This is a genomic window from Segatella baroniae DSM 16972 = JCM 13447, from assembly GCF_000426585.1.
GTDB lineage: Bacteria > Bacteroidota > Bacteroidia > Bacteroidales > Bacteroidaceae > Prevotella > Prevotella baroniae.
In genome coordinates this window covers 154,648-179,713 of the sequence record NZ_AUFQ01000004.1, presented here as the reverse complement: position 1 = coordinate 179,713, position 25,066 = coordinate 154,648, and the positions used below count along the sequence as shown (strand labels likewise).

General features: G+C 52.7%; 23 protein-coding genes. 7 read left to right on the top strand and 16 right to left on the bottom strand.

Features of this window, described 5'->3' with window-relative positions; all coding sequences use genetic code 11:
• Positions 1–48: 48 nt before the first annotated feature.
• From K334_RS0105190 to K334_RS0105180, 3 genes are all read left to right on the top strand, one after another.
• Positions 49–513 (top strand): MaoC family dehydratase, encoded by a 465-nt coding sequence (locus K334_RS0105190; protein ID WP_021589250.1) that lies wholly within the window; start codon positions 49–51, stop codon positions 511–513.
• A 15-nt stretch (positions 514–528) separates the two neighbouring features.
• Positions 529–2,007 (top strand): alkaline phosphatase family protein, encoded by a 1,479-nt coding sequence (locus tag K334_RS0105185; RefSeq protein WP_027444614.1) that lies wholly within the window; start codon positions 529–531, stop codon positions 2,005–2,007.
• A gap of 81 nt (positions 2,008–2,088) precedes the next feature.
• Positions 2,089–3,507: an amidophosphoribosyltransferase gene (locus K334_RS0105180; RefSeq protein WP_025880269.1), complete on the top strand. Its 1,419-nt coding sequence runs from the start codon at positions 2,089–2,091 to the stop codon at positions 3,505–3,507.
• A 243-nt stretch (positions 3,508–3,750) separates the two neighbouring features.
• Here K334_RS0105180 and K334_RS0105175 read toward each other — a convergent pair whose 3' ends face one another.
• From K334_RS0105175 to K334_RS0105100, 16 genes are all read right to left on the bottom strand, one after another.
• The gene (locus tag K334_RS0105175; RefSeq protein ID WP_025880270.1) at positions 3,751–4,389 is read right to left on the bottom strand and encodes a thymidylate synthase; all 639 of its coding nucleotides are present in this window, start codon (positions 4,387–4,389) and stop codon (positions 3,751–3,753) included.
• Positions 4,390–4,414: 25 nt separating this feature from the next.
• Positions 4,415–5,245: a DNA adenine methylase gene (locus tag K334_RS0105170; RefSeq protein WP_025880271.1), complete on the bottom strand. Its 831-nt coding sequence runs from the start codon at positions 5,243–5,245 to the stop codon at positions 4,415–4,417.
• Positions 5,246–5,314: 69 nt separating this feature from the next.
• Positions 5,315–5,557, bottom strand: coding sequence for a hypothetical protein (locus tag K334_RS0105165; RefSeq protein ID WP_025880272.1), 243 nt, complete (start codon positions 5,555–5,557; stop codon positions 5,315–5,317).
• 223 nt (positions 5,558–5,780) lie between these two features.
• Positions 5,781–8,651, bottom strand: coding sequence for a carbohydrate binding domain-containing protein (locus K334_RS0105160; protein WP_027444613.1), 2,871 nt, complete (start codon positions 8,649–8,651; stop codon positions 5,781–5,783).
• A gap of 3 nt (positions 8,652–8,654) precedes the next feature.
• The gene (locus K334_RS0105155; RefSeq protein WP_025880275.1) at positions 8,655–9,680 is read right to left on the bottom strand and encodes a hypothetical protein; all 1,026 of its coding nucleotides are present in this window, start codon (positions 9,678–9,680) and stop codon (positions 8,655–8,657) included.
• A gap of 39 nt (positions 9,681–9,719) precedes the next feature.
• Positions 9,720–11,216, bottom strand: a complete 1,497-nt coding sequence (locus K334_RS13520; RefSeq protein WP_025880277.1) for a hypothetical protein — start codon at positions 11,214–11,216, stop codon at positions 9,720–9,722.
• The gene (locus K334_RS0105145) at positions 11,213–13,876 is read right to left on the bottom strand and encodes a hypothetical protein (RefSeq protein ID WP_027444612.1); all 2,664 of its coding nucleotides are present in this window, start codon (positions 13,874–13,876) and stop codon (positions 11,213–11,215) included. Before K334_RS0105145 ends, K334_RS13520 begins: the two co-directional genes overlap by 4 nt.
• A gap of 44 nt (positions 13,877–13,920) precedes the next feature.
• Positions 13,921–17,454: a hypothetical protein gene (locus K334_RS0105140; RefSeq protein WP_025880279.1), complete on the bottom strand. Its 3,534-nt coding sequence runs from the start codon at positions 17,452–17,454 to the stop codon at positions 13,921–13,923.
• A gap of 196 nt (positions 17,455–17,650) precedes the next feature.
• Positions 17,651–17,938 carry a hypothetical protein gene (locus K334_RS14770; RefSeq protein WP_051540569.1) on the bottom strand — a complete coding sequence of 96 codons (288 nt, stop codon included), beginning with the start codon at positions 17,936–17,938 and terminating at the stop codon, positions 17,651–17,653.
• A gap of 35 nt (positions 17,939–17,973) precedes the next feature.
• Complete coding sequence (locus tag K334_RS0105130; protein WP_051218656.1) at positions 17,974–18,273, bottom strand: hypothetical protein; 300 nt, start codon at positions 18,271–18,273, stop codon at positions 17,974–17,976.
• 12 nt (positions 18,274–18,285) lie between these two features.
• Positions 18,286–18,762, bottom strand: coding sequence for a phage tail tube protein (locus K334_RS13515; RefSeq protein WP_081658036.1), 477 nt, complete (start codon positions 18,760–18,762; stop codon positions 18,286–18,288).
• On the bottom strand, positions 18,734–19,117 hold the full coding sequence (locus K334_RS14765) for a hypothetical protein (RefSeq protein WP_025880287.1): 384 nt from the start codon (positions 19,115–19,117) through the stop codon (positions 18,734–18,736). The genes K334_RS13515 and K334_RS14765 overlap by 29 nt, the downstream gene beginning before the upstream one ends.
• Positions 19,089–19,553 carry a hypothetical protein gene (locus tag K334_RS14760; RefSeq protein WP_025880289.1) on the bottom strand — a complete coding sequence of 155 codons (465 nt, stop codon included), beginning with the start codon at positions 19,551–19,553 and terminating at the stop codon, positions 19,089–19,091. The genes K334_RS14765 and K334_RS14760 overlap by 29 nt, the downstream gene beginning before the upstream one ends.
• A 20-nt stretch (positions 19,554–19,573) precedes the next feature.
• Positions 19,574–20,041 carry an N-acetylmuramoyl-L-alanine amidase gene (locus K334_RS0105110; protein ID WP_025880291.1) on the bottom strand — a complete coding sequence of 156 codons (468 nt, stop codon included), beginning with the start codon at positions 20,039–20,041 and terminating at the stop codon, positions 19,574–19,576.
• Between the two features lie 5 nt (positions 20,042–20,046).
• Positions 20,047–21,111 carry a phage major capsid protein gene (locus K334_RS0105105; protein WP_025880293.1) on the bottom strand — a complete coding sequence of 355 codons (1,065 nt, stop codon included), beginning with the start codon at positions 21,109–21,111 and terminating at the stop codon, positions 20,047–20,049.
• Positions 21,112–21,166: 55 nt separating this feature from the next.
• The gene (locus K334_RS0105100; RefSeq protein ID WP_025880294.1) at positions 21,167–22,111 is read right to left on the bottom strand and encodes an HK97 family phage prohead protease; all 945 of its coding nucleotides are present in this window, start codon (positions 22,109–22,111) and stop codon (positions 21,167–21,169) included.
• Between the two features lie 240 nt (positions 22,112–22,351).
• Between K334_RS0105100 and K334_RS0105095 the strand changes: the two genes are divergently transcribed.
• From K334_RS0105095 to K334_RS0105080, 4 genes are read left to right on the top strand one after another with little or no spacing between them, the layout of a single operon-like run.
• Positions 22,352–22,822 carry a terminase gpP N-terminus-related DNA-binding protein gene (locus tag K334_RS0105095; protein WP_025880295.1) on the top strand — a complete coding sequence of 157 codons (471 nt, stop codon included), beginning with the start codon at positions 22,352–22,354 and terminating at the stop codon, positions 22,820–22,822.
• 9 nt (positions 22,823–22,831) lie between these two features.
• Complete coding sequence (locus tag K334_RS0105090) at positions 22,832–24,394, top strand: hypothetical protein (protein WP_027444608.1); 1,563 nt, start codon at positions 22,832–22,834, stop codon at positions 24,392–24,394.
• 2 nt (positions 24,395–24,396) lie between these two features.
• The gene (locus tag K334_RS0105085; RefSeq protein WP_025880296.1) at positions 24,397–24,627 is read left to right on the top strand and encodes a hypothetical protein; all 231 of its coding nucleotides are present in this window, start codon (positions 24,397–24,399) and stop codon (positions 24,625–24,627) included.
• A 4-nt stretch (positions 24,628–24,631) separates the two neighbouring features.
• Complete coding sequence (locus K334_RS0105080) at positions 24,632–25,054, top strand: phage protein Gp36 family protein (protein WP_025880299.1); 423 nt, start codon at positions 24,632–24,634, stop codon at positions 25,052–25,054.
• The last annotated feature ends 12 nt before the right edge of the window (positions 25,055–25,066 follow it).

Below are 25,066 nucleotides of genomic sequence, written 5' to 3'. Positions count from 1 at the left end.
TCCCCTGTGGGGGAGTCATGGATGTTTCATATCATACTTATCAAGAAAATGGAAAAGCTTATCATCAATTCATACGAAGACTTTGCGGCCCGTCTGGGGGAACAGTTGGGCGTGTCGGAGTGGCTTGAGGTGTCGCAGGAACGTATCAACCAGTTTGCCGACGCCACCTTGGACCACCAGTGGATTCACGTGGACGTGGAACGCGCCAAGGCCGAGACGCCTTACAAGAGCACCATCGCGCACGGCTATCTCACCCTTTCGCTCCTGCCTTACCTGTGGGACCAGATCATCGAGGTGCGCAACCTGAAGATGTTGGTGAACTACGGAATGGACAAAATGCGCTTCGGCAAGCCCGTACTGACAGGCAGCCGCGTGCGGCTGGTGGCTTCGCTCGACGGCGTGGAGAACCTGCGTGGCATTTGCAAGACCAGCATCAAGTTCAAGATAGAGATCGAGGGCGACCGCAAACCGGCCTTGGAAGGCGTCGCCACGTTCCTGTATTATTTCAACTGATAACGATTGGCGGCGATGAAGAAGCTTTTTGCGCTCGTGCTGTTGGCCGTCGGCTCGCTGGCGGCGGTGGCCCAGGTGGCCCGTCCCAAGCTCGTCGTGGGCTTGGTGGTCGACCAAATGCGTTGGGATTACCTGTATTACTATTATGACAAGTTCGGAACCGACGGCCTGCGACGCCTCGTCGACCGGGGGTATAGCTTCGAAAACACGATGATCAACTATGTCCCGACGGTCACGGCGATAGGCCATGCCAGCATTTACACGGGTTCCGTGCCGGCGTTGACGGGCATTGCGGGCAACAACTTCTTCGAGAACGGCGAATCGAAATATTGCGTCGGCGACCCCACCGTGAAGAGTGTGGGCTGCAGCAGCGGCGCCGGACGGATGTCGCCGCGCAACCTGTGGGCCTCGACGATGGGCGACGAACTGCGCATCGCCACCGACTTCAAGTCGAAGGTGATAGGCGTGGCCCTGAAAGACCGGGCCGCCATCCTGCCCGCGGGCCACAGCGCGAACGCCGCTTACTGGTGGGACACGAAGGCGGGACACTTCGTCACGAGCACATTCTATCGGAACGAACTGCCCGATTGGGTCGTGGCTTTCAACAGGAAGTACCGGCAGAAGCCCGGAACCGAGGTGAAACTGATGGATCTGGGCGTCACGCTGACGTTCAAGATGGCCGAGGCCGTGCTCGAAAACGAGCAGCTGGGGCAGGACGACGTGACCGACTTGCTGGCTGTCAGCATATCTTCGACCGACGCCATAGGCCACCAATACAGCACGCGAGGCCCCGAGAACGAGAGTGTCTACCTGCAATTGGACCGCGACTTGGCCGCTTTCTTCAAGGTGTTGGACGAAAAGGTGGGCGAGGGAAACTATCTCTTCTTCCTCACGGCTGACCATGGAGGCGCCCACAACCCCAATTTCATGAAGCGTCACGGTATTCCCGCCGGTGGCTTCGAGGGCTGGACGATAGGTGGCAAGGACTTGAACGCCTACTTGCAGCAGGCTTGCGGCACCACCGCCAAGCTGGTGACGGGTTGCAACTCCTTCCGTGTGTACCTCGACCACAAGGCGATTGCCGAGGCGGGGCTTGACTTGCAGCAGGTGAAAGACAAGGCTTCGGCCTGGCTCTTGCAGCGTCCCGAGGTGATGTATGTGGCCGACCAGCCCAATATCGCTTCACAGACGATACCCCAACCCATCAAGGAGCGCATCATCAACGGCTGGAACGCCAAGCGGAGCGGCGACCTTTTCATCGTCACCGCGCCCGGATGGCTCGACGCCACCAACGCGCCCGACTACAAGGGTACAGGCCACAGCCAGTGGAATCCCTACGACGCCCACATTCCTTTCGTGCTCTATGGGTGGAATGTGAAGCCGGGGAGCACGTCGGAGCCTACCCGTATCGTCGACATCGCGCCGACGGTGTGCGCCATGCTGCACATCCAAATGCCCAACGCCTGCGTGGGTGACGCCAAACAAATCAAATAATGAAGCAATATAAGCCGTGGATACACCTGTCGTGTGCCCACGGCTTTTCTTTCAAATCCATCTTATAAAGACATTGAACCTATGGGAGGTTTTTTTGGAACCATATCCGTCAAGGACTGCGTGAACGATGTTTTCTATGGCACCGACTACAACTCGCATCTCGGAACCAAGCGTGCCGGAATGGTATTGTACGACAAGGAGCGCGGATTCAGCCGAAGCATTCACAGTCTGGAGCGTGATTACTTCCGCAGCAAGTTCGAGGATGAGCTTGAACACTTCAGCGGCAACTCGGGAATAGGCGTCATCAGCGACACCGACCCGCAGCCCATCATCATCAATTCGCACTTGGGACGCTATTCGGTGGCCACGGTTGCGAAGATCACCAACATCCGACAGATCTCCGAAGAGATGATGTCGCAGCACATTCACTTCAGCGAGATGTCGGCCAACAACATCAATCAGACTGAACTCGTGGCGTTGTTGATCAACAAGGGCAACAATTTCATCGAGGGAATCAACAACGTCTACCGGACCATAGAAGGCTCTTGCTCCATGCTCATCCTGACGGAAGACGGCATTATCGCCGCGCGCGACCTTCTGGGGCGCACCCCCATCGTCATCGGAAGGAAGGAAGGGGCGCTGGCCGCTGCAAGTGAGTCGGCCGCTTTCCCCAATCTCGACTATCAGGTGGTGCGCGATGTGGCTCCCGGAGAAATCGTCCGGCTGCGTGCCGACGGCATGGAGGTGTTGCAAGGGCCTTACGACCATGAGCAGATATGCTCCTTCCTGTGGGTTTATTACGGTTTCCCCGCCAGCGATTACGAAGGTATCAACGCCGAAGCGGTGCGCGAGCGCAATGGCGCCATGATGGGACGGGAGGACGATACCGAAGCCGATTTGGTGTGCGGCATACCCGATTCGGGGGTTGGCATGGCTTTGGGCTACGCCGAAGGACACGGCATTCCCTACAAGCGGGCCGTGTTGAAATACACGCCGACATGGCCCCGCAGCTTCACGCCGGGCAACCAGAGCCGCCGCAACCTTGTGGCCAAGATGAAACTCATACCCAACAAGGCGGTGCTCGACGGCCAGCGGGTCGTGTTCTGCGACGATTCCATCGTCCGGGGCACCCAGTTGCGCGACAATGTGCGCACCTTTTTCGAATATGGCGCCAAGGAAGTGCACGCCCGCATCTCCTGTCCGCCCTTGGTATATGGCTGTCCCTTCATCGGCTTCACGTCGTCGAAGAGCGACCTGGAGCTTATCACGAGGCGTGTCATCAAGGACTTCGAGGGGCATGAAGACGTCAAACTGAAGGAATATGCCACTACCGGCAGCCCCGAATACAGGCGGATGGTGGAGGAAATAGGCCGCCGGCTGGGTCTCACGACCCTGAAATTCAATACCATCGAAACCCTTATCAAGAGTATCGGACTGCCCAAATGCAAGGTCTGCACCCACTGTTTCGACGGCAGCAGCTACTGCCACGCGCCCAAATAAGTCCCCTTTCGCAGGCGGATGGCACATCTGCAAGATACAAAAAACACCGACAACGAGACCGGATGGCCCTTTCGTTGTCGGTGTTTTCATTTTCCAGATATAATCCGCAAAACGAAATGTTCCGAGCAAACAGAACGAAGCGTTCTATCTCGCAAAACGAAACGTTCTTTTTCCAGGTTACCCTCCTCACGTAAAACGCCCCGGATTTCTCGGGGGCGTTTCCTGTTTCTTATCTATTATATTTCAGACATTCAAGTCGAACTTCACACTCTCGTCACCATCAAGCAGCAGTTTGGTGCGGTCTATATTGTTCTCATATATGTGGATGTTTCCAAGATTCAAGGTTATGTTTTTCAGAGGTAAATCTATCTGCCGTGCCATAAGATAAAGGTGGTATATATCGGCAGGGAGCCCAAGGTTTGCATCGCTACTCCTCTGATAGGCAGACAATACCAGTTCCCCCTCATCTATTTGAAACTGCACAAGGCTCAGACATGGAGCCTGATTGCTTTCCGCACCTGTCTCACCGAGAAACAGCACATAATTCTTTGAGTTGCGCTTCTCGCAGTTTATCTTCGTTATCAGCGGCGGGAGCTTCTCAAAGTAGGTCGGATAGCTGTTCACCAGCACGCTTCCGCAATAGTCCCACCAGTTAATACCAGCCTCACGATATTTCTCCACCTGCCGCTCGCCTTGCATGAACAGCTGCAGTTCATTTCTCAGTTTCCTTCTCGCAATGCCGTGGCTCTCGAATATATCGAGCAGATCGGCGGGAGATAAAGACAGTTGTTCATTGAGGAGGTAACGGATATTACCTTTCTTGTTGGTCTGAACCTTTCCCTGCTTCAGTATCTTATTCAGCATCTGATAGTATTTGTTCATCGTTCAAACGGTATTAGAATGTTATTCAAGCGACGTCAGTATAAAGCATGATGTCCGTATAGGACGCATTGTGATTCATGTGGGCATTGAACTCTTGGCATCGGCAGTTCTCAAAGGGGTTGCCTATGAGCTTGTTCTTGCCAATCCATTCGCAAAGCTCGATTATGGAAGATTTGTTTGAGGTGAAGTAAATGAAGCGATGTCCGGCGAGGATAGTCAGCACATCAAGGTAGTCGGACAATTTCCAGCACATTCTGTAGGTCTTGATGTCTGTGCTCAGATAGGGCGGATCAACGAGGAACACCACGCCAGGCACATTCTTGTAACGCTCAAACACCTTCTTGTAATCACAGGAGGTAATGGTCAGTCCGTCAAGGTAATCCTCACAGGGTGGATAATCCACCCCCTTGATGTTGTTATATAAGGTCTCCTTCTCCAAGCCTGCATACTCGGTGGCATACTTCATCGAAAAGAGGATGGATGAGGACAGCGTGATGTAGTCGACATATCCGTAATCCTGCTCATGCTTGCGTATGCAGGACAGCACACGCTCACGCTGTGCGCCCACAATGGCCTTATGGCGTGGCACGTCCACTATCGCCCGCAGTTCTGCCAGCAGGGCATTTGTCTGTGACAAGGCTTCCAGCCGTCTGCGATAGCCGTCAAAATCATTATACACAACGGTGGAGTTCGGTTTCTGGCACTTGGCGATATGGGACAGCAGACCGCTGCCTCCGAACAAGTCCACAAAGGTTGTATCGTCAGGGAACTGCCGGAGTGCCTTGATGTACTCCTTAGCAAACATGCGCTTCTGCCCTTGGAAAGGCAGCGGTGCGGAAAGATATTGTTTTCTCATTGTTTTTATTGTTTTAGTTGCCGGCAAAGGTCGACATCTCCTGTTAGACAGAAGCCTCTTTCCACTTATTCACACTGCAAATAGGTTACACTCACTGCCGAGTCGTTTAATGAGGCTATACACGGTGCGCTCGCTCACGTGATAGCGGTTGGCCAGCAAGGCTACAATATAGGACACTTTTTCACCGTCACCTTTCAGTTTTTGGTACTCGGTGTAGAGGTCTATATATTTCATATCTTTCATTCTCACTCCTGCCGTACGCAGGTTTTTCAGAAGTTCCCTGTTAATTTTTACAATCTCAATTATCTTCATTATCACAATATTTCGTATCTTTGCAAAATCTCACTTACATATAAAAAAGAGCGAACTCGCGAATGAGGGTATTGGCCCCCGGTCGTGCGAGTTCGCTCGTAGTGTTAATATGTAGGTGAGATGACTATTGACAGGCCGGGGGCTTTTCTTCTCTCCACGACCATTTTTACCTTTCTATTACTTGATTTTATCCGATCTTTTTTGTCTTCATACAATTTATACCTCATCGCCAGTTCAAGTCGCTGATACCGGCATGGAACACGCCGCGGCCGAGACTGCCGGCGGCGCTGACAGGGGTAAGCCAGGTGGGATTAACGTAGAAGTAGTTAGAGACCTCACCTCCCAGAACTGTTCTCCAACCGCCAATATCGACAACCCGAACAGACTGGTCGTCATTACCGTTTATGACAGTCCACTCTTTCCCTTCTCCGAGCGCCGTGAATGAATATAGGTAGTTCGCTGTGCAGTTAAACACGACTAAATCGATCGGAGCACCTGCCAGGCTTGGGTCCTTAGGGTTAACTAACGAGCCAAAATCGCCGAGGATACCTTTGGTTCCGGGGCCGTACATCGGGATTTCGTAAACCGTTTCGCCTGACGTGAGCTTCACTGTTGGCAATCTGACCCTTATTCCGTCTGTTCCCCCAACTCCGACATACACGTGCATGATACCATTTCTTATTACGGCACAAGTCCTTTGATGATGTCCGAACGCCCCGCGGCACCAAATGTCTGAAGCCAGGAAGCGCAAGGCTCTTTCGTCCTTCAAGCCTTGCATTTGAAAATCCCCGCCGGTGATTTCAAGTTTGCCGTCTTGGCTGAATCTCAATGTCGCTACCGTTTCCCCGCGCGCGTTAACGCATTTTAAGTAACGAAACGACCCGCTCACGCCTTCTAAATTTCCTCTGAGATTTACGTTCTCAAACGTGGCATTCTTCGCGTCAATAGTCTTACTCTGAATGCCGGTGGCGACTACCTTGTCGGCTTCGATGACCTCTGCCTTCATCTTGCCATCTTCTGTTAGCGCAAGATGCGTATTGCCGTTACTGTCCTGAAATTTGAAGTTTTTTCCCGTGGCAGTAAAACCGCCATCTGCGCCTAACTTCAATCCTGCTTTATTCACCCCGTCCGTTACGTTTATCTCAACCTCCCTTGCAGTCTGCCTGACATACGATTTGAAATCTTTCAGCGAGAACGTTAGCGTTTCTTTCTCTTCCGTCCAGTCCGTCATTTCCGCGCCCTCTTCTAATTTCAGCCCGTACAGCTCGATCTTTCCGCCGGCGATAATAAGAGCTATCTGTGCCGGCACGGACGCGGCGGTTCTGAAATGCACCCAGATCCTTGTAAAGCCAGCGTGAGGAGAAAGCTGCGAATAACCGTTCTTTGCCTGCGATGAATCCGTAACGAACTGTCCGTCCGAGTTCTCTGTCAACAGACAGGACGCCACCGCGTGGGTCCAATCTCGGAAAGTAATATCCACATTCTCTGCGTTCTTAATCCACGCAGACAGCATATAGTCAGTGTTCGCTTTTATTTCGCCCGGGCTGAACAGATAGCGGCATAGGGTCGCGTTTTGCAAGGTTGTAAAGTCTCCGTGTCCGTTCGGCACAAGCGTTCCCTGTGTCTGAAATTTAGGACCGTCAAACTTCTTCGTCCCATCAAGAAGATTACCACAAATGCGCTCCTTGTCATCTTTACTTCTGCTCCAGCCGACATAGACGTCTGTTTTTGCAAGACAAGGCCGGGAAAAATACACTTCGCCGTTTCTTAGAGAAAACAGCGTAATCTCGATATACTCGTATTGTGCGGTCTCAGGAATGGTGAAGGTCTGCATGAACAGCTTGTAAGACGCAGTCAGCTGTTCTATTATATTCATTGAAGTGATCTGCGATTTCCGACCTCCGCTCGGACTGTCCCAGAATATTATTTCACTCCATACACCTTCTACCTTTGCCGGATCTGGTGACATGGCAAGGAAGGAAAAAGTATAGGTGGCGCCTTTCTCAATTTTAACGACATGTTCTCCGCTCCAAAATAAGCCATTATAGTTCGTGTCGTCGCCCGTAATTCCCAACAGGTTTACACGCATAGCGTTTGTGCCGTTGTAGCCTCTATTCTTGACTACACAGACATTCAGATGTGGCCATCTGACGCTGACTGAATCTAAGCGCTTTAACTCAGAATCCTTCAGCAGGTTCACGGCCCCCAGAGCTTTCTCGGATACTTCGGTGCTGATTTGCCTTGCGGTCTGTAAGATTCCGGATCTAAACTCGTTCAGATTTCTTTCCGACCCTTTAAACTCTGTAAATTCACGATGAAATCCTTTCAGATCAGAGTATGTCGAACTTAAAAACTTACTGATATTAACAGCAATCGGTATCGTATAGGCCAGCGTGATGCCACTCCCAACCTCTATTCTCAATTCCACAGCGGCAGACGTACAGGGCAGCGTAGTAGCAATGCCGTTGTTCGTCACCGTTTGCATTGCTACTCCTGCTTTTCTTAATGTTACCATATTTCCACCCACCCTCGCCTCGGCCTTTGTGAAATTCATAGCTCCAACTACCGAAATCTTCCCGCTAACGTTGACGTCACGCTCCCCTTGCTTCACATCTATCGCTACACCGACGTCAGCAAGGAGGATGCCGTTTTTATCGGTATTAAATACGGCCACAGAAGGAGAGCAGCTGACGATGTAGGCAGCCATGCCATCCTGCCCGTCCGATACGCAGGATATTCGTGTGTTCCTGTGTTCTCCTGCGCACGAAACCTTTATAAACACAGTACCATACTGCTGTATCGTGCGAGCTCTTAGTGTGAAATATGAATAATCTGGCGCCCACCAGAACACCTTTGGTGTAACGAGTATTAAATCAATCCCGCTGTACCCCTTTTCCACTGTACTAAGCTCAAGGATACAATCCTTGCCGGCAAATTTAGGCCCGCTTCGTGTTACGCGAACCGTGATTACATCGCTGTCATGTTTAATATCCGTGGGCTTGACGACCTGCGTGTCAGGTCTGATTTCGAAGACGTTTACATCCTGCCCGTCCTTCACGCCCGCTATGGTAATTTGCGCCCGTGCTACAATCATTGTCTATTTCTTTGAGATTTCACATACTATCGTGGTCTTCGTGTTCACCTCTGCGGCAAGCACGGTAATAGGGTTGCCGGTCTTGACGTTCGAGGTCGTACCGTTCCAGTTCTGCGGCTTGCCGTCCTTGTCGAACTTTGCAAATGAGTAGTTGAACTTACGGCTTGCCGCCGGAGTGTTCTCGTCCTCAATCTTGTTGCCGCCCTGCCACACGCGGGCGTTGACGGTAGTTGAGCCCGTACCGTTAACAATCTTGTCGCCCGTGGGGCAGTACAGCTCAAGAGTGTACGGATCGGTCTTGTCCTCGAACGTGATGAGGGCTTCGGCTGTGGCCGCCTTGTCAGTACCGCCCGCATCGGTTGCAACGCACTTGAACGTCTGGAAGTTCAGTACGTCATCAGGCTTTACGGTCAGCGTTTTGCCGTTTGCACGTCCCGAAGCTGCGGGTACCCATTTGCCCGATGCGATATCGAACTGCTGAAAGCTGTATGCGACGTTCGTGTCGTCCTTCACACCGCCACGCACGGCCTGTGCCTGCACGGTGAGGTCTCCGGGCACGGACTTGTCGAAAATGTTGCCTTTTGGGGCGGTGAGTACCACCTGAAAGAGAGCTCCGCTGCTCTCGTTGCGGATAATGGTGAACGTGCTACCTATCTTCGAGACGATGTTGTCCTCGTCGGTGTAGTCCGCCTCGAACGTTACGTTGAGATTAGCGTTAAGATTAGCCTTGACGGTCAGCGTGCCGTTGGCGTTGACCGTGTAAGAGGCGTTGCTTGAACTTGCCGTGTAGGCCGTTCCACCGATGGTGTACTTCACGTTCGAGCACCGTGCGAGGTGGTCGTTCGCGTCCCCCGTCTCGTACACCTTTGGGGTGATGACGTTGTTCGACGAAGAGTAGTTCGGGCTGAACTGATGCGTGTCAGGGTTGTAGCCTTGCGAGAAGCCCTGTGTGGCCGTGAAATACACCTGTACGCTCTTGGCGTCGTTGAGGTCGACGATGGTAATTTGGTTCCTTGCTGTTGTTGCCATGATGAGTCTTATTTTTATATTGAATTTATGTTTTTGTTTCTAACTTTCAAGAATGCACTCGAACACTGCCCGCTTGAATATATCTTCCGCCTTGACGGTCACGGTGTTTCCGAAACACTCATGCCTGATATTCCACGCCTTGTCATATTCGGCGTTGTCACTACTGCGTATCCACGAGAAAGCCGCGGAGGAAAACGTGGCGGTGATGTCCTCGCCCCCGCGGGTCACGACGGCCGTGAGCGTCACCTGTCCTTGCCCGTTGCGGATGAAGTTGCCGCAGTCGGTGAAGATGGAGAGCACGATGGGGCTATCGCCGTCGTCGCCCTTGCTTACCTGCTTCTGCCATTCGCTGTTGCCGTCCGATGGCTCTGAGGTGACGGTGATGCCCGGAGGGGCCACGCAGAGCCACAGCGACCCGAGGTGCGACACCCGTTCGTAGTAGGCGTATTCCCCTTCTTTCTGCCACCGTCCGCGGTCGATCACGATGGAAACGGGCTCACCGCTTACGGGCAAGAGCTTGAACATCTGCGACGAGAACATCACCTCTTTCGGCGAAATAATGGCCGTGCGTCTGTTCTCCAGCGTGTAAGAGTTGACCTTGTCGTACCATATTATCGCCGGTGCGTCGTCGCCATTGACAATGACATAAATAAGGGACATGCGGTCGGTGTCCGTGCGGTTGCCCATCTGCACGAGGGCATCGCCTGCTGCCGGCATGTCGGAGCCCTGCTCGCAGTCGTCCCGGGAGAGGTCGATGTAGTCCTCGCCCACGGCGGTTACCCTGCGCCAATAGCTGCGGTTGGAGACTCCATCGTACTTGCCGGGCTTGATGTTGAATGTCCGGCAGCGCGCCTGGTCGTTCACTTTCCACAGGTTCGTCGTGGCCGTCGTGCCGTCGTCCTGAAAGAAATAGCAGCGGTAGGCCTTACGCCGTTCCGCGTCCGTAGTAACATGCCCGTCCGCATCCACCGTCTCCACCCGTGTTATCTTGGTGCCGCAGGAGGAAAACACCATATTCCCGCCGACGTAGCTTAGCTTCCTTATCTCCAGCTCGTTGAAGATCGCCCTGCCCCAGACAATCAGATCCGTTATGGACAGCTGATACTTACCGTCCTTGCGACGCGTGATTCCGAAGCCGGCCTGCGAGTGCTCGTCGAAGTCGGCAGACTGCAGCACGCTGACGATCAGCGAGAGCAACTTCGCCTTGCCCTCACCGTCGATGCCATATCCGCCCTGAAACGCAATACCCTTCAGGAAGGTGATCAACTCCCGCGCCGCGTCTGCGATATCCTTTCGTAGAAATTTATCGAAAATATCGCTGTCTTCAGATACCGTCTGCGCTTCTTTTGAAAATTCCGCGCGCGTTGCGTAGCCTGCACGATTAGCGTATTCAGCTAACTCCGCGTGTTCTGCTTTGTCTGCACGGGCCGCGTGTCTTGTTTCCCGGGCAACGTTATCCGCACCAGGTCCTATGCCGGCAGAACTGCTGCCGCCAGCCGTGCCTTTGAGCTTCTTTATAACCTTTACGTCAATCATTTGTCAATTTCCTTTATTGTCAAGTCAGCGCAGCCTTCTGTCAAATTGCGGCTGATTCCTTGAACGAAAAATACCTTATTCAATGCCGGGTGCGCGTAATGATAGAATTGATTTACTATCCCGCCTTTATCTATCAGTTTCTGCCTCATTAGGACTCGAGGCGCGTGATATTCTCTATAATAACTGTCTACGTATAATTGTTCAGGCTTCGCTTGTTCTTTTTTGACATAGTCATAAATCCTTATTATACCCTCCTTGGTCGCGATGTTCTGCGGCGTTGAAAGGTTCACAGAGTTTACAACTCCTAAATCTTTACGCTCCTCCGCCGTCAAGGCCGAGTTTATCTTAAATTCTATATCGTCTTTTTTGTTGATGAATTCTTCGCGGGTATCGCTCATATAGATAATATCATTATCATCCATGTTGTTAATCAATCCGTTGTTGCTATAGATCTTAACTTCGAACTGCTTAACCATGATGTTACTGACATGAGCAAGAAGTGGTATTGATTCTTTACCCCATTTCGTATGTCTGAAAAAAGTAGGATGCCGCCGTGTGATTTTGTCCCATACCGCGTTAACCGGTCCTAAAATCATAAACTTAACTTGCCCGTTAACCTTATCGCCCTTCCGGACAGGAATTGCTATACCTTCCGCTTCGATACCCATCGTGTAATCGATGTTGTTTTGTATATCAAACTCTGTACCGACAAGTTTGTCACCGATCTTAGGATCAAAACCTATATAAAAGCATTGCTGGTAATACTCATCATCACTGCCGCATTGCTCACGCGTCTTATATGTTTTCCAAACAAAATCGGTAACCTGCCCTTGTGTGCCGGATTCCACTACGCACTTGTCACCGATAATCAACATACATGCCAATACCGATATCTTAGAAACGGTATCGGTGCCGTCACCTACCGCGCTATATTCGAATTCGTATAATTCAGGTCCTTTGCCTGTGAACGGCACCAAACCGTAATCCGTGCTTTCATCCCATTGCGCGGTCTCTCTCGGTGAGCTTGCTTTCCAATATTTTCGTGTGTAATACCTGCCGTCCTTATTGTCCCGGCTGGGCACGGTTTTGTATTGCAGTATAAACGAAATACTATTCCAATTTTCCGTGTTGTGTAAAAACTTATATGGTCCGGTCATGTCCATAAGCGGATTAAGCACTATCTTACCTGATATAACAATATAGTTAATCGTGTCATCATCTGACGGCGAGAAGTTGCCACCCGCGCGGTTGCCTGTATATACGGCGTATGGGATATTAGCCTTGATGTCCGCGACCCCGGGATAACAGTCTTTTTCCCCATCTTTACCATTGCCATTAACGCTGACAACCAAATATTTTGACATGTTGATTTTTGCCAAAGGGCGATTGTCATTTTTTGCCGTATTTGTTTCAACGCTGCCAATAGATAATATTGCCGCACCGGGATTCGCGCCTAACCAGTTGGGCAATGCTTGTTGATTGGTGCCTGTACCAAACAGAGTTGTGAGATCTTCGGCTTGATTGCCGTTCTTCGGAAATTTCCATCGGCTATTTGCCATCACTTGCACAAACCAGTCCGTGATGCGTCCTTCACTATAATTTGTTTCTTGATTTTTGCACATCGCTTTAAAAGCCCTGCTCGCTCTTTTTCCCTCGCCGTCGGCAGAAAACTCGGTACAATACTTCTGCCAGTAAAAAAACGGCGACTTCAGTAAATCGGCGTCCAACGGACTTTCTATAACGTTTTCTATACGCTCGGTTTTACAAGTCAAAAGTAATTGGTTATAAACCTCACCGACGCTTATAGTCGTGCCGCAATCGGCGACGTTACCGTTATTTATTGCGATTGTCTTAAACGCCGTCGTAATAGTCTGCCCGTTTATGATGTTGCGCCACACCTGCGGGTTTGCGGTCTTCACCGATTCCCACGAGAAAATATAAAATACAAAGCCTTCCTGTACGATATGCAAGTTCAGGTAGCGCAAGATTTCTTCCAATACTCCGTCCTGTTGCCAGACATCATTTTCTTCAGCTCCTAAAAACAGTAACTCTGAAATAGCGAGCTGCTTAAAAATAGTATATCGATTTTCGCTTTCGTTAATGGCTTTGCTGCCGTCATACAAATAACGGATAGGCTGCCCGCCAACAATGTCGATAGTGTCAGTTATGCCGTCCAATATGCCGGTTATAATTTCGTAGAAACTGCGTTGCTTGGCTTCAGACTTAACGATACTGTAGAGCACGCCCAAGCTGCCCACATTCCGGTACTTGGTGTACTGTAGCGCCGTCAGCACGTCAAGGCAGCTCAGTTCTATCTCGTCTTCTTCCTCATTGTAAGGCTGCGAGTAAGTCTGCGGCTCGATAAATCCGGCGAACAGACACTCCCCATCGCGATAGATATTGATGACCGCGTCGCGGCAGGAGGCGCAAAAGAAATCAGGGGTGAAGTTCTTCACCAGCAGCCTTACGGTAGCTTGATGTTTCAGCAACACGTCAAACGTGTCACTAACCTGACTTTCTATCTCCACCGGATCGTCCGTCCAGCTGATGCCGCTGCCGGCAGCACCGATTTCAAGCTCCTGTGTGCGGTCGTTATGAGTCACGATATGCACCTCGATGCGCTCGCTCTGTTCGTTATAAAAGTGTCCGTGTATATACATTCTTACCTTTTTACTTTTTTACCTTTTTACTTTTTTTCGACTTTTCAGAGCCTGATGTTCGTCTTGCGTCTGCTGATTCGTGTCTCGTTAGCCAGGGCCATCACGATGTCGCGGCCGCGCAACCGGGCTTCCAAGCGTCCGCCGCCGACTCCGCTGTCACCGATGAGCGATTTCAGCTTGCTCAGCGGTGCTATCACCTCCGGGTTCGATCGCGCCCCGGCATATTCGCCCATGATCGACAGCGTCGGGCCATAGACGAGGCCACCGTCGGCAAACGGTGTAACACCATTAATGAAGCGGAACAACCGGCTCTGCTGCGCGCCGTTCAAGATCATTTCTCCCGAGTTCACGCGGGCCAGCAGTTTGTCACCGCTGGGCGATGAGCCGCCTACGATACCGCCGTTTGCGAACGCGCCGCTGATGGAGGCCAGCGCAGCTACCACGGCGGCCACACCTGCGGCAATAGCTACGATATTCAGCGGGAAAGGCATCCTCGCGCCGCTGGCCGTGGCTCCGGCTATAGCCTCGCCGCTCTTGGCGGCCGTATTCGTAATCGTCGCGGCAGTATCAGCGGCCGTGGCGGCCGTATGCGTCGTCGTGGCAGCGGTTTCGCTTGCCGTCGTTGCGGCCTTCACCTGCCCGGCAGCCGCGCTCATCTGCGTCGCACCTGTCAGCGCCTTGACAATCTCCACCACGTTCATGATACCCTGAAAGGTCTGTATAACCCCGTCTACCACGCTCATAAGGGTTTCCCACGCGCCACGCCCGTTTTCCAAAGCGTTCGTCATCGACGAGATACCACCCACAATACCTTTCGTATTGCCCCATAAATCTTCGACGCGCGCGTCACTCTTCTGCAGTACTCTTGCATAGTCGTCGTAACTACCGATGAGCTTTTCCACCTCGGCACGCTGACTGTTATCCAGCGGGTTCTTCGTGTCGGCGAGCATGTCCTGAAGCTCTTTGATGCGCTTTTTGATGCCGTCGAGACCCATCACCTTCAACTCCAGCTTCAGCTCCTTCTGTCCAAGACCGTTCAGCTTCACTGTCTCGGCACGCAATTCCGGCAGGCGCGTCAGCCGTGTCAGCGCCTCACGCTTCCGCTCCAGCGCCGTGATGGTCTCACCGATGGCGCTTATCTCCGCGCCCGTGGCTTTTTTCTGCTTCGCTTGATAATAGGTGATGGCTTCGTCGAGCTTCTCTATTGTGTTCAGGCGACCGATGTCCTCGGGAGCCTTCAGGTCGGCAAGCGTCTCGTCCCACTTTTTTTTCAGGTCATTAAGCGCGTTGATCTGCTTTTGAATTTCCACGCGCTCGGTGTCCGTCGCGGTCTTGAGTTTTTTCGTATAAAAGGCTATCTCGCTTTCAAGCTGTTCGTAAGTCGTTATCTCATCGCGGAGTAGACCTACATGCGAACTGTCCTCGAATGCGGTTCGAAGCGCGTTCAAACGCTTGATTTCGTTATCTATCGTCGTCAGCTGCTCCTTACCGGCTTTCTTGCGCAGCTGCTGTTGACGCTGTATTTCCGCGTCTATTTTTTCTAAACTATCCAGTTCTTTGGGGCGCTGCACTTCGGCTATTTCCGTTTGTATTGCCGCACCCAGCTCTTTGTATTTCGCGATAAGTCGGGACAGCTTCTGTATCTTTTCCGTGTCGGCTTTATCGGTCTTCTTCAATTGTGCTTCGTAATAGGCCACGTTCTTAGCCACATCATCAAGGGTCTTAACTACCTTTACAGGCTTTTCCGTCTTAGTCGTGCTTCCGGTCTTCTTACCACTCGGGACTCCTTGCTCGCGTTTGTTTATCGCGTCGCGTCGGTTCACTTCTTTCTGCATCTGTCCGATTTCCCGGTTCAAGCGCTGACGTTCTGCGGTAGCGTCCCCTTTCAGCCTGCCGACTTCTTGCTGCTTCTCATCGATAGCCTGTTTGAGTTCTTCGGTAGTAGAATCTTTCAGATTGTTTCCTACCAACTTGGTTGACTTGCGCGACCTGTCTAATTGCTTCTGCGCATCCACCATGTGGCGAATAGCCGAATCATACTGCTTTTGCAAGCCGTTTATTTTCGAGGTAATATCGTTGATATCGCTGCCTAACCTGGTGTAGTAGTCCTTGCCGTCCTTCGTATTCTCCCAGTTATAATGCACCGAGCCCTTGCTGTCCATATACTGCTGACCCAACAGCCGGCGCTCGGCTTCCTTGGCTTCCTTCTCGAGCTGTGCCGCTGCTATCTGCGATGAAAGTACCTTTGCCTGTGCCTCATAGCCCATCTGTGCACAGTAAACCTTGCTCTTTTCAATCAGCGTGTCGTACCACTCGGCCGCCGTGCGGTGATAACCGAAACTTTCGCCATATTTTTTGTTCAATTCCGACACTTTCTTGGAGGCGTTCTCGTGATTGTGAATCAACGAAGCCAGGCGGCTGATTTCCAAATCAAGTTCGGCTCGTACATTCGACGAAGCCTGCGAAAAGGCGTCTTCGCTCTCTTTCAGGTGATCTACACCTTCAGCAGCGTCTTCGGCTTCGTCGCTCATGGAACTGAACAACCCGATAACGGCTGTTATCACCACCGAAAGCCCCATGGTTAGCGCGGTATAGAGGGCTGTAACGGCAAGGGCCAGAGCGGCCGTACCGCCGGCTGCCGTGTAGCCGCTGGTCGCCAGTATGGCCTGTGCGGCTGCCACCACCCGTTCATGCGCCGCAAGAACAGTTCCTTTGATGGCCGTCAGGCTGAACGCGGCGCCCAATGCCCTTAGGGAGGTAATCAGCTTCACGCAACCTGCGACGCAGATCATGGCCTGCGCCGTAATCGTGACAAAGGGCATCGCCCCCTGCACCATGCTTCCCAACTTCTCCTTGATGTCACCCAGCGTATTTTCTAATTGCTTCTGCTTTCCTGCATCGGTCTTGGCCAACTCGGCGTTCATGTTACCCACATTGGCCGTTATCACCTCTGCCAGCATGGCGGCGCGCTCGCTCTCGGTCCCATATTGCAACACGCGGGCCTGCGCCTCGTCAAACGTGATACCCACACGTTGCAGCACGGCCGTCTGTCCCTGCATCGCCTTGCCCATCATGTTGCCGATGCCCACCGCGGCCTGGTTGGTCGCGTTCAGGCCGTTCTGCTGGGCGATGAGGTTGTTCATTGCCGGTATCAGCACGTCCAGACTCTCCTTCTGTTTTAAGAAGGTGGCCATCTGCTGGGCGCCGCTCAACTGCACCTCGTCGCCGATAACGCCTAATTCCTGCTGAGCCGAACACAAATCTTTGATATGCTGTATCTCTTCGTCCGTGCTGTTCATGCGCTGCCGCATGATGGTATCCAGCTGGGTCTCGGCAACCAGCTGCACCTGGTAAGCTGTGGTCAGATCCTGCAACACGCCACGCAGTTCATTGATGGAGTTCTGCAACACGCCGACGGCTTGCGCGGCCTCCGACCAGGTCAGCACATCGCGCTTCAATCGTTCCGCCTCGTCCTGGACGCTCCGGATGACACGGCCCATCTCTTCGGCGTTGGCGGTAACGCGCTTTGCACCACCGTCATCGTGTATCTTGATTAAAAAACTGACTTCTTTTGTCATCGTTTCTCTTTTTTTTATTATCTTTGTCCCATCAACTATAAAAATCTATTTATGTCGACCATTCATTGGACACCCATTCTTAGGCTCATCAGCGAGCACCCCGTGGCCTCGGTCTTTACCGTGGCAGCCTGTCTTGTGGTCTTTACCTTTGGTGCTCTTTTCTGCGTCGGTGTCCTCCGACATAAATAAGTAATCCTCATTTCAGTCCGGCGGCCCGTTTGGCTTCCCGATAGCGCCGCTTCAACTCTTCATCGCTCACGGTCTCCCGGGGGGCTGCTTTTGTGTCTTCCTCCCACGGGAACTGCATCACGTCGCGGGCCGAAAGCGTATTCTTGCTATAAGGCTGCAAGATGCACAGACATGCCATGCGCAAGCGTTCCCATTCAGCCTGCTGGCTGTGATCCTGCCACTTATTCCAATGTTCCCATACTGCTTGAAACTCGGAAGGGGTGCACCGGCAGAAGTCATCAAAACTCATTCCCATGCACCCCAACGCGATTCCTTGTAGTTCTTCGATGCCTACGGCTTCGCCGTCGTTTTTTTTTCGGCATCGCCCACCTGGGCGTAAAAGGCCGTCAGGCTGTCGGGCTCGAGCAGGTCGGCAAAGGTCTCGAAATCTGTGTCGAATGTCACGCCGTCAGCTTTCGAGGCACTCTGCACACAACAATAGATAAACTGCACAAGCTCGCCGATGTCGCCCTGGTCAAGCTGGCTGACGTCTTTACCCGTAGCATGCTTGAAGCGCACCATCGCGCCCATCGTCACACGACAGGGGTATTCCCTGCCACCGACTTTCAGTTTCAGTATCTGCTTCTTCATGTACTGATCGTATTAATGACCGGTGCCGCCGGGCTTCGCGGCTTCACTCAAGCCGTTCGTCTGCTTGTCCACCTTACCGCAATTGTCTAAGTTCACGCTGTACTTGGCGTCATCGCCTGCCGGGCCGTCCAGTTCCAGCGAGGTGATGATATACTTGCCTTTATAGCCACCGGCAGCCTTACCCGTGCGTTTGTCGCCTTCACGCAGGTTGTAGGCTGCATCTACCGGTTCGCCGGCGAGCATCAGATCCTTCAGCTGATCGTAAGTAGGTGTGTCGCTATCGCCGTCGGTGAGCACGCAGCCGTCGGCCGAGATACTCTCCGAGAAACTCTTCACGTACTTTTCCTTCCACTTGCCGCTCGCAGCCTCCTTGGTCACGCGCTCGCCTGTCTCGGTAGACGTGCTCACCTTGCAACCCGTCGAAAAGCCGAGGGCCTTACCACCAACACTCAGTATGAGATTAGTTCCGTCTAAAACACTTTTTGCCATATTTTTTGATGATTAAAATTAATACTATACCGGTCGCCACCCCGGTGAAAAAGGCGTATAAAATCGTTCTGATATCCCACGGTTGCCGTTCCTTGATCTTCTGCTTCTGCGTGCTTAGTGCACGCTCGGCAGCAGTCAATCGCGATTGCATCGTTTCGATGCGCTGCTCATAACGTGCGCATTGCACTTCCAGACTGTCACAGCCGGCTTCGATGATGATGCGCCCGGGCTTTCCGTCGCCCGTTTGCCGTCGTCCCACTTTAACGTGCGCCTGCCCCCGGCGGGCCGTGTAACCGGCGCCTGCGGGCAATAGTGCGAGGCTGTCTTCAGCTACGCTTAGCGTCACTTTCGACACCGGCACTGTCACCCGTTCCTGCCACCGCCTGGCGATGCTCGTCTGCCGCGTGTTTTCCTTCATTACGCGACTTGAGTCTGTTCGACTTTCCGCGAACACCGTCTTCGTCGATCGACAGCTCACCGCTGACAGGGCAAGCAGCGCGATGAGGGCATAGCTGAATGGCCTCGATGGCCCGCGACAGGCGATTGAGAGCCCGGCGAGTCTTGTCATTCTCGGTGCGCAGTTCTTCCATTTTTTCATAATTGATGTGGTTTTGTTTCTGAAGCCCTACAAGCTCCGCACTCACCATGTCGTACATCTGCTTGTAGGTATCTTCCACTTTCTTTTTCTCTTCCACCGTCCTGATGCGACGGTTCGCAATCCAGGCAATGGCAGCGCCGATACCGCCCGAAGGGATTGCCCATTGCAGAATCTGGAATATCGTGTCTGCCATTGTTCTGTCTTATCAATAAGTTACGTTTGCCGAATGCCTATCTCGCGAAGCCACGACTCAACGTCGAAGCTCGGGCAGGCCTTGCCGGGATTCAGGTCATGATGCCCCACGATCCTAATATGCGGAAAACGTTCATGGAAGTCCTCGACATAGCGCTTGAGGGCCTCACGCTGCTCAGGTGTCCGGGTATCCTTCGGCTTCATTGCACTGTCGCAGCCGCCTACGTAGACGATATGTCGCGATACCGAGTTGTAGCCTGCGGCACCGTTGGTGACCTCCCAGGAATCCACCTGCGCGTCTTCGTTGTTGTCTACGAGACGCTCGATGCGTCCGTCGAGGTGCACCAGGTCCGTGTAGCCTACCTGCTTCCAGCCTCGCCCGGCAGGCGGGGGCGCGGTGTGCCAGCGGCGTATTTCAGCCGCGCTCACCTCACGCCCCTCAGGGGTCGCCGTGCAGTGAATGACTAAGTACTTCATCACCTTGCTCATCCCTTTCAGGCGTTGTAATCGCTCATCATCACAACACCGGCATCAGCCACCTTTGGCATGCAGATAAAGTAATGACGGAAGTTGATGAGTGAACGTTGGTTCTGCGGGTCGGTTGATGCCTCGCTGTAGTACATCTTCGTCGAGCCGGTGGCCTTGAACACGCGCGGAGCGAAGAAAGCAAAAGAGCATTGGAACTCACCGGCAGCCGCGGTGGAGCCTACTGCTTTCTTCTCGCCGGCCTTGGTATACAGCGGGTTGTTGGCAAACTCGTAGATGTCAAAGCCGTACAATCTGCCCACAGTGCCGTCGGTGCGATTAATGTTATACTGCTCCTTGAATGCCTGCGATATTTCTAACAGGTCGTTCGCGTGATCGCTGCAGAGCACTAAGCGGCGACCTTTCGAAGGTACGCCCAAACTGTCCAGCGCTCGCTTCAAGTTCAGCAGATCTATTGCCGTCATCTTTACCCGACCGGTCGCGGCGTCCTTCTCGCCCGTGGTCTTCAGCACAGGAGTCTTAGCCGTGTTCTTTTGTGCGCAAAGGGCATGTGCCGCCTTGGCGAACTTCGAATCGTTTATTGAATTGCCGTGACTCTCTTTGACGCGCGCCATCTTATCATAGCTTGCAGTGTAGAGCTCATCGTCGGTAATCGGCGTCACCTTCGTCTGAAACTTGTCCAGTTTGATGGCGATGTCCTTGTCACTCAATACCTGCAGAGGAATGGGATATGTAGTATTGTTGATCAGTACGTCAGGATCCACGCCTACCTCTACCAAGTGTATCACGTCGTTATTCACGATACTCGAGTTGTCAGGAACGCCGTCCAGCCACGAACCTTCCAGCCCGCGGCGCAGCGACTTCACTAACTCGCCAGTCCAGATCTCTGTGAACACGCCGACACGCAGCGTATCCTTCGATAGTGACGAACCTATCACCAGTGCGATGACGTTCAATACCACTGCGCCAATCCAGGGCGATACGCCCAGCAGCGACGCTATCAAGGCGCCAACAACTGCGTTTACCAGCAATGCGGCCGCCAGTTTCATAACCAATTTCTTCGTTTTACTCATTTTCTTGTTTTTTTATATGAATCTTTACCTTTTTACTCTTTTACTTTTTTACCTTTTAAAGCTCACATTCAACGCCATACTCGGCCTTGTAGAGTTTCTTATACTCCTCTACATTCTCGGCACGCAGCTTCACGAGCTCGTCGGCCGGAACCTCGCTGAGCTTCGTGTAGGTCTTCTCGCCGGGCGTTTCGGGGGCACTACCGTGATGGCCCAGTACCGCCGACAATTTCACCTGCGGCTTCATAGCCTGCAAGGTCTTTTCCAATTCATCAGCCCCGATCTGAGCGCCGAGCTTCACAAACTGTTCCTTGTGCTGCGCCTCTAAGCGCTTTTCCGCGATGGCCGTGTCGACTAACTGCACGATGCGCGCGTCGGTCAGCTTCTGTTTCTCCGCCTTCAGAGTTTCGTTCTCCTGCTGCATAGCTTTCAGCTGCGCCAGCTTCTCATTGATTTCTTTCTCTGTTGCCGTTTCCGGCAGCCCTAACTGCAGGGCAATGACTTTCTGCTCCATTTCTTTTTCTTTTTGATTGTTATTTGAATTGATAAGAGGAAGCTCGCAGGCTCCGTCCTTACTTAATGTTATTCGCTTGCCGTCTTTCTCCAGTACGATAGCGTCGTCGTTCGCCCCGACGTCGGCCACGCTCACCTCAAACAGGCGGCTCTTCGTAATCGTAGGCCGCGTCTGGCCCGCTACCAGCACAGCCGGGTCTTCGCTCGTCTCGATGATCTCGAGCCCCGCACTCACCATCCGGAGGCTTCCGAACTCGAACTGCTTCTGACAACGCTCGCTCTGTTCCGAAGCGCAGTCGAACATCAGCTCGCCGGTTACTTCGTCATTCTCCACCTTCAGGTCTTTCACGTAGCCCACCACGTTACCGCGCTCGTGCATATATAGCAAGACGGGATTCCGTTTGTACTGCTCCACGTCGATTCCCGAGGTCAGTACGCGAAAACCATAACTGTTCAGTCGGTCGTTTGAAATTCTTACTCTTTTTCCCATTGTTTTTTGTGAATATTATGCTGTAACAGTCGTGCAAGAAAGAGCAGAGTGAAAACATGTTTTCAACTATGTCGAGCACCGCCGACTGTCGATTTACGATGCAATATTAGCGTATTATTCCCATGTCGCAAAATAACAGGGAGCACGGTTCGGTATACCCTGAGCGCGGTTCACACTTTCTTTTTTATGCCGATATTTTAACCCAATTTTGCATGTATAATTCAAACAAATTGCAACGAAATGACAAAAGACACAGAAAAGAAAAAATCGCTCGCACGGTCGCTATACCTTTCGGGCATGGAGCAAAACGAAATCGCAGAGAAAGTCGACGTCTCCCGCGTCACCGTCTCCCGGTGGGTCAATACCGAGGGGTGGAAGGAAGCGCGCGCCGCGAAGAACATATCGCGCCCGGAACTTGTCAATAAACTATTGCTCACCATCGACGGGCTGATTGATAGCGTGAATAAGTCAAACGATCCGACACTCATCGGATCGCTGGCCGACAAGCTCTCCAAACTGTCGGCCACAATCGAGAAACTCGACAAGAAGGCGAACGTCATCGACGCCATCGAAGTCTTCATGGCGTTCAATCGGTGGATTCAGGACCAGGCCTCTTACGATCCGGAAATCACGCCGGAGCTTATCAAGGCCATCAATAAGTACCAGAATAAGTTCCTGATGGAGCGCATGCAGAACCCATCCACATTATAAACATACGCTATGGCGACGATTACAGAACTAAAACAGATGCAGCAGGAGTGGCAGGAGCACTGCCAGCAGATACAGAGTATAACGGATACGAAGAGTCTTGTCCGCGAGAGCTCCGTACAGAAAGAACAGCGCATACGCCGTCTGCAGAAGGACTATGCTGCCTTCTGCGAGTATTATTTCCCACACTTCCTGCAATTGCGTGATAAGGTTACGGGAGAGATTATCCGTATCGTGCACAATGCGCCGTTCCACAACGCAGCAGCTAACAAAGTCAAGAACACGCCGAACCTCAAAGCGGTATTCAAGTGGCCGCGCGGCCACGCCAAGTCGACCCACATGGACATCTTCACGCCCTTGTGGCTCATGTTCCAGCCCAAGCGGCTCATCGACTTCATGGTCGTTGTCGGCAAGTCCGAGGATAGCGCAAACCGACTGCTCGGGGACATTCAAGCCGAGCTTGGCTATAACAAGCGCATTATCGCGGACTTCGGAAAGCAGATGTCGATGGGCGACTGGACGGAAGGCGAATTTACCACCAAGGACGGGATGCACTTCCTTGCCGTGGGACGCGGACAGTCGCCGCGCGGTCTTCGCAAGCGGGAGGCGCGCCCTGATTACATTGTCATCGATGACCTCGACGACGACGAGCTTTGTCGCAACCCGCGCCGCGTGCGTGAGGTGACAGACTGGGTGAAAGAAGCGCTCTTCGGCGCGCTCGATGTAGGCCGCGGCCGCTTCATCATGGTCGGCAACCTGATTTCGAAGACTTCGGTACTGGCAAACATCTGCAAGACGAAGGGCGTGCACGTCTCTACGGTATATGCCGTCGACAGTGAGGGGAACCCTGCATGGCGCGAAAAATGGACCAAGGAAGAGGCGCGGGGCTATGCCGACTTCGTGGGCTATCGTGCATGGAACAAGGAGATGATGCACAATCCTATCATCGAGGGCACGGTATTCAAGCAGGAGTGGATAAAATATGCCAAGCGCCCGGCATGGCGGGAGTTCGACGAACTGGTACTTTACATCGACCCGTCGTGGAAAAGCAAGAAGACTAACGATACCAAAGCGGCAAAACTTTGGGGCAAGCACAAGTCGCAGCTGTGGCACCTGCGCGCCTTCGTGCGTAAGGCTTCGGTGGCCGAGCTCGTGCGCTGGTGTTACGACCTCTACGAGTGGAGCCTTGAAACGGGTATCGCTATCCGCTTTATGATGGAAGCGAGCTTCATGCAGGATATAATCCTCGACGACTTTACGATCGAGGGCAACCAGCGCGGCTATCAGCTGCCCATCACGGGCGACAAGCGCAAGAAGCCGGACAAGTTCCAGCGCGTCGAGGCCATCAGCCCGTTGTGGGAACGGGGCTTTGTCTTTTATGACAGCACGCAGAAGGAGGACCCGGACATGCAGGCGGGTATCGAACAGACGCTGGCCTTCGAGAAGGGCATGTCCGGAAACGACGATGCCCCCGACGCCGATGAAGGGGCCATTTGGCAGCTGCAACGAACGACAAGACAGGAAAGTTTTCAGCCGGTATTCAGCAAACGACAAACCTCAAAAAACAGTTGGTAAAAATGAGAAAGTTAATTCAAGACATTATCCGCGCTTGGAAATACAAGCGGGCGGTCAGAAAGGCGGACTATCTACGCCACATCACACATCGTAAGCACATGGTCCTCGTGATAGGCGGGAAGTTCGAAGTGCTTTCAAAACAGGAAGTAAGGAAGTTCGTCTCGTGCGGGGTATTCCGCAAGGGAACCACCACCCAAGACCTCGAACGAAAGGCATTATATATAACAATGTAGGCTTATGTTTATAACAGATGAAGACTATCGCGTAGTGATAGGCGAGGCGGCCTTAAAGGTTGTCTCGCAGGCCTCCGCGGAGAACCGCGCCAATGCCGAGGTTGAAGCCATAGAGGAAATCGCGTCGTACCTCCGCCCGGTTTACGACTGTAAGGCCACATTCGAGGCCGAGGGCGACAATCGTAACCGACTCATCGTGATGTACACCTGCGACATCGCCCTATATCACATGGCATCGGCCATGCCGCAAAAGATGGGCAGCGAAATCAGAAAGGAACGCTACGAACGGGCAATAAAGTGGCTCGAAGGTGTGCAGGCCGGCAAGATTGTCCCGGACCTACCTATGGCCACCGATGCCGCCACGGGCGAGCCTTCGGGCATGGGCGTGATGTGGCATTCGCAAAAGCCGCTTAGGCATAACTGGTAAACCGAATTTATA

Coding starts and splice junctions, on each gene's coding strand:
- K334_RS0105180 (WP_025880269.1), top strand. CDS start 2,089: ATGGGAGGTTTTTTTGGAACCATATCCGTCAAGGACTGCGTGAACGAT.
- K334_RS0105190 (WP_021589250.1), top strand. CDS start 49: ATGGAAAAGCTTATCATCAATTCATACGAAGACTTTGCGGCCCGTCTG.
- K334_RS0105160 (WP_027444613.1), bottom strand. CDS start 8,651: ATGATTGTAGCACGGGCGCAAATTACCATAGCGGGCGTGAAGGACGGG.
- K334_RS0105170 (WP_025880271.1), bottom strand. CDS start 5,245: ATGAGAAAACAATATCTTTCCGCACCGCTGCCTTTCCAAGGGCAGAAG.
- K334_RS14770 (WP_051540569.1), bottom strand. CDS start 17,938: ATGGGAATGAGTTTTGATGACTTCTGCCGGTGCACCCCTTCCGAGTTT.
- K334_RS0105145 (WP_027444612.1), bottom strand. CDS start 13,876: ATGTATATACACGGACACTTTTATAACGAACAGAGCGAGCGCATCGAG.
- K334_RS13515 (WP_081658036.1), bottom strand. CDS start 18,762: ATGGCAAAAAGTGTTTTAGACGGAACTAATCTCATACTGAGTGTTGGT.
- K334_RS13520 (WP_025880277.1), bottom strand. CDS start 11,216: ATGATTGACGTAAAGGTTATAAAGAAGCTCAAAGGCACGGCTGGCGGC.
- K334_RS0105110 (WP_025880291.1), bottom strand. CDS start 20,041: ATGAGCAAGGTGATGAAGTACTTAGTCATTCACTGCACGGCGACCCCT.
- K334_RS0105080 (WP_025880299.1), top strand. CDS start 24,632: ATGTTTATAACAGATGAAGACTATCGCGTAGTGATAGGCGAGGCGGCC.
- K334_RS0105105 (WP_025880293.1), bottom strand. CDS start 21,111: ATGAGTAAAACGAAGAAATTGGTTATGAAACTGGCGGCCGCATTGCTG.
- K334_RS0105185 (WP_027444614.1), top strand. CDS start 529: ATGAAGAAGCTTTTTGCGCTCGTGCTGTTGGCCGTCGGCTCGCTGGCG.
- K334_RS0105095 (WP_025880295.1), top strand. CDS start 22,352: ATGACAAAAGACACAGAAAAGAAAAAATCGCTCGCACGGTCGCTATAC.
- K334_RS0105165 (WP_025880272.1), bottom strand. CDS start 5,557: ATGAAGATAATTGAGATTGTAAAAATTAACAGGGAACTTCTGAAAAAC.
- K334_RS0105130 (WP_051218656.1), bottom strand. CDS start 18,273: ATGAAGAAGCAGATACTGAAACTGAAAGTCGGTGGCAGGGAATACCCC.
- K334_RS0105090 (WP_027444608.1), top strand. CDS start 22,832: ATGGCGACGATTACAGAACTAAAACAGATGCAGCAGGAGTGGCAGGAG.
- K334_RS14760 (WP_025880289.1), bottom strand. CDS start 19,553: ATGGCAGACACGATATTCCAGATTCTGCAATGGGCAATCCCTTCGGGC.
- K334_RS0105175 (WP_025880270.1), bottom strand. CDS start 4,389: ATGAACAAATACTATCAGATGCTGAATAAGATACTGAAGCAGGGAAAG.
- K334_RS0105085 (WP_025880296.1), top strand. CDS start 24,397: ATGAGAAAGTTAATTCAAGACATTATCCGCGCTTGGAAATACAAGCGG.
- K334_RS0105155 (WP_025880275.1), bottom strand. CDS start 9,680: ATGGCAACAACAGCAAGGAACCAAATTACCATCGTCGACCTCAACGAC.
- K334_RS0105140 (WP_025880279.1), bottom strand. CDS start 17,454: ATGACAAAAGAAGTCAGTTTTTTAATCAAGATACACGATGACGGTGGT.
- K334_RS0105100 (WP_025880294.1), bottom strand. CDS start 22,111: ATGGGAAAAAGAGTAAGAATTTCAAACGACCGACTGAACAGTTATGGT.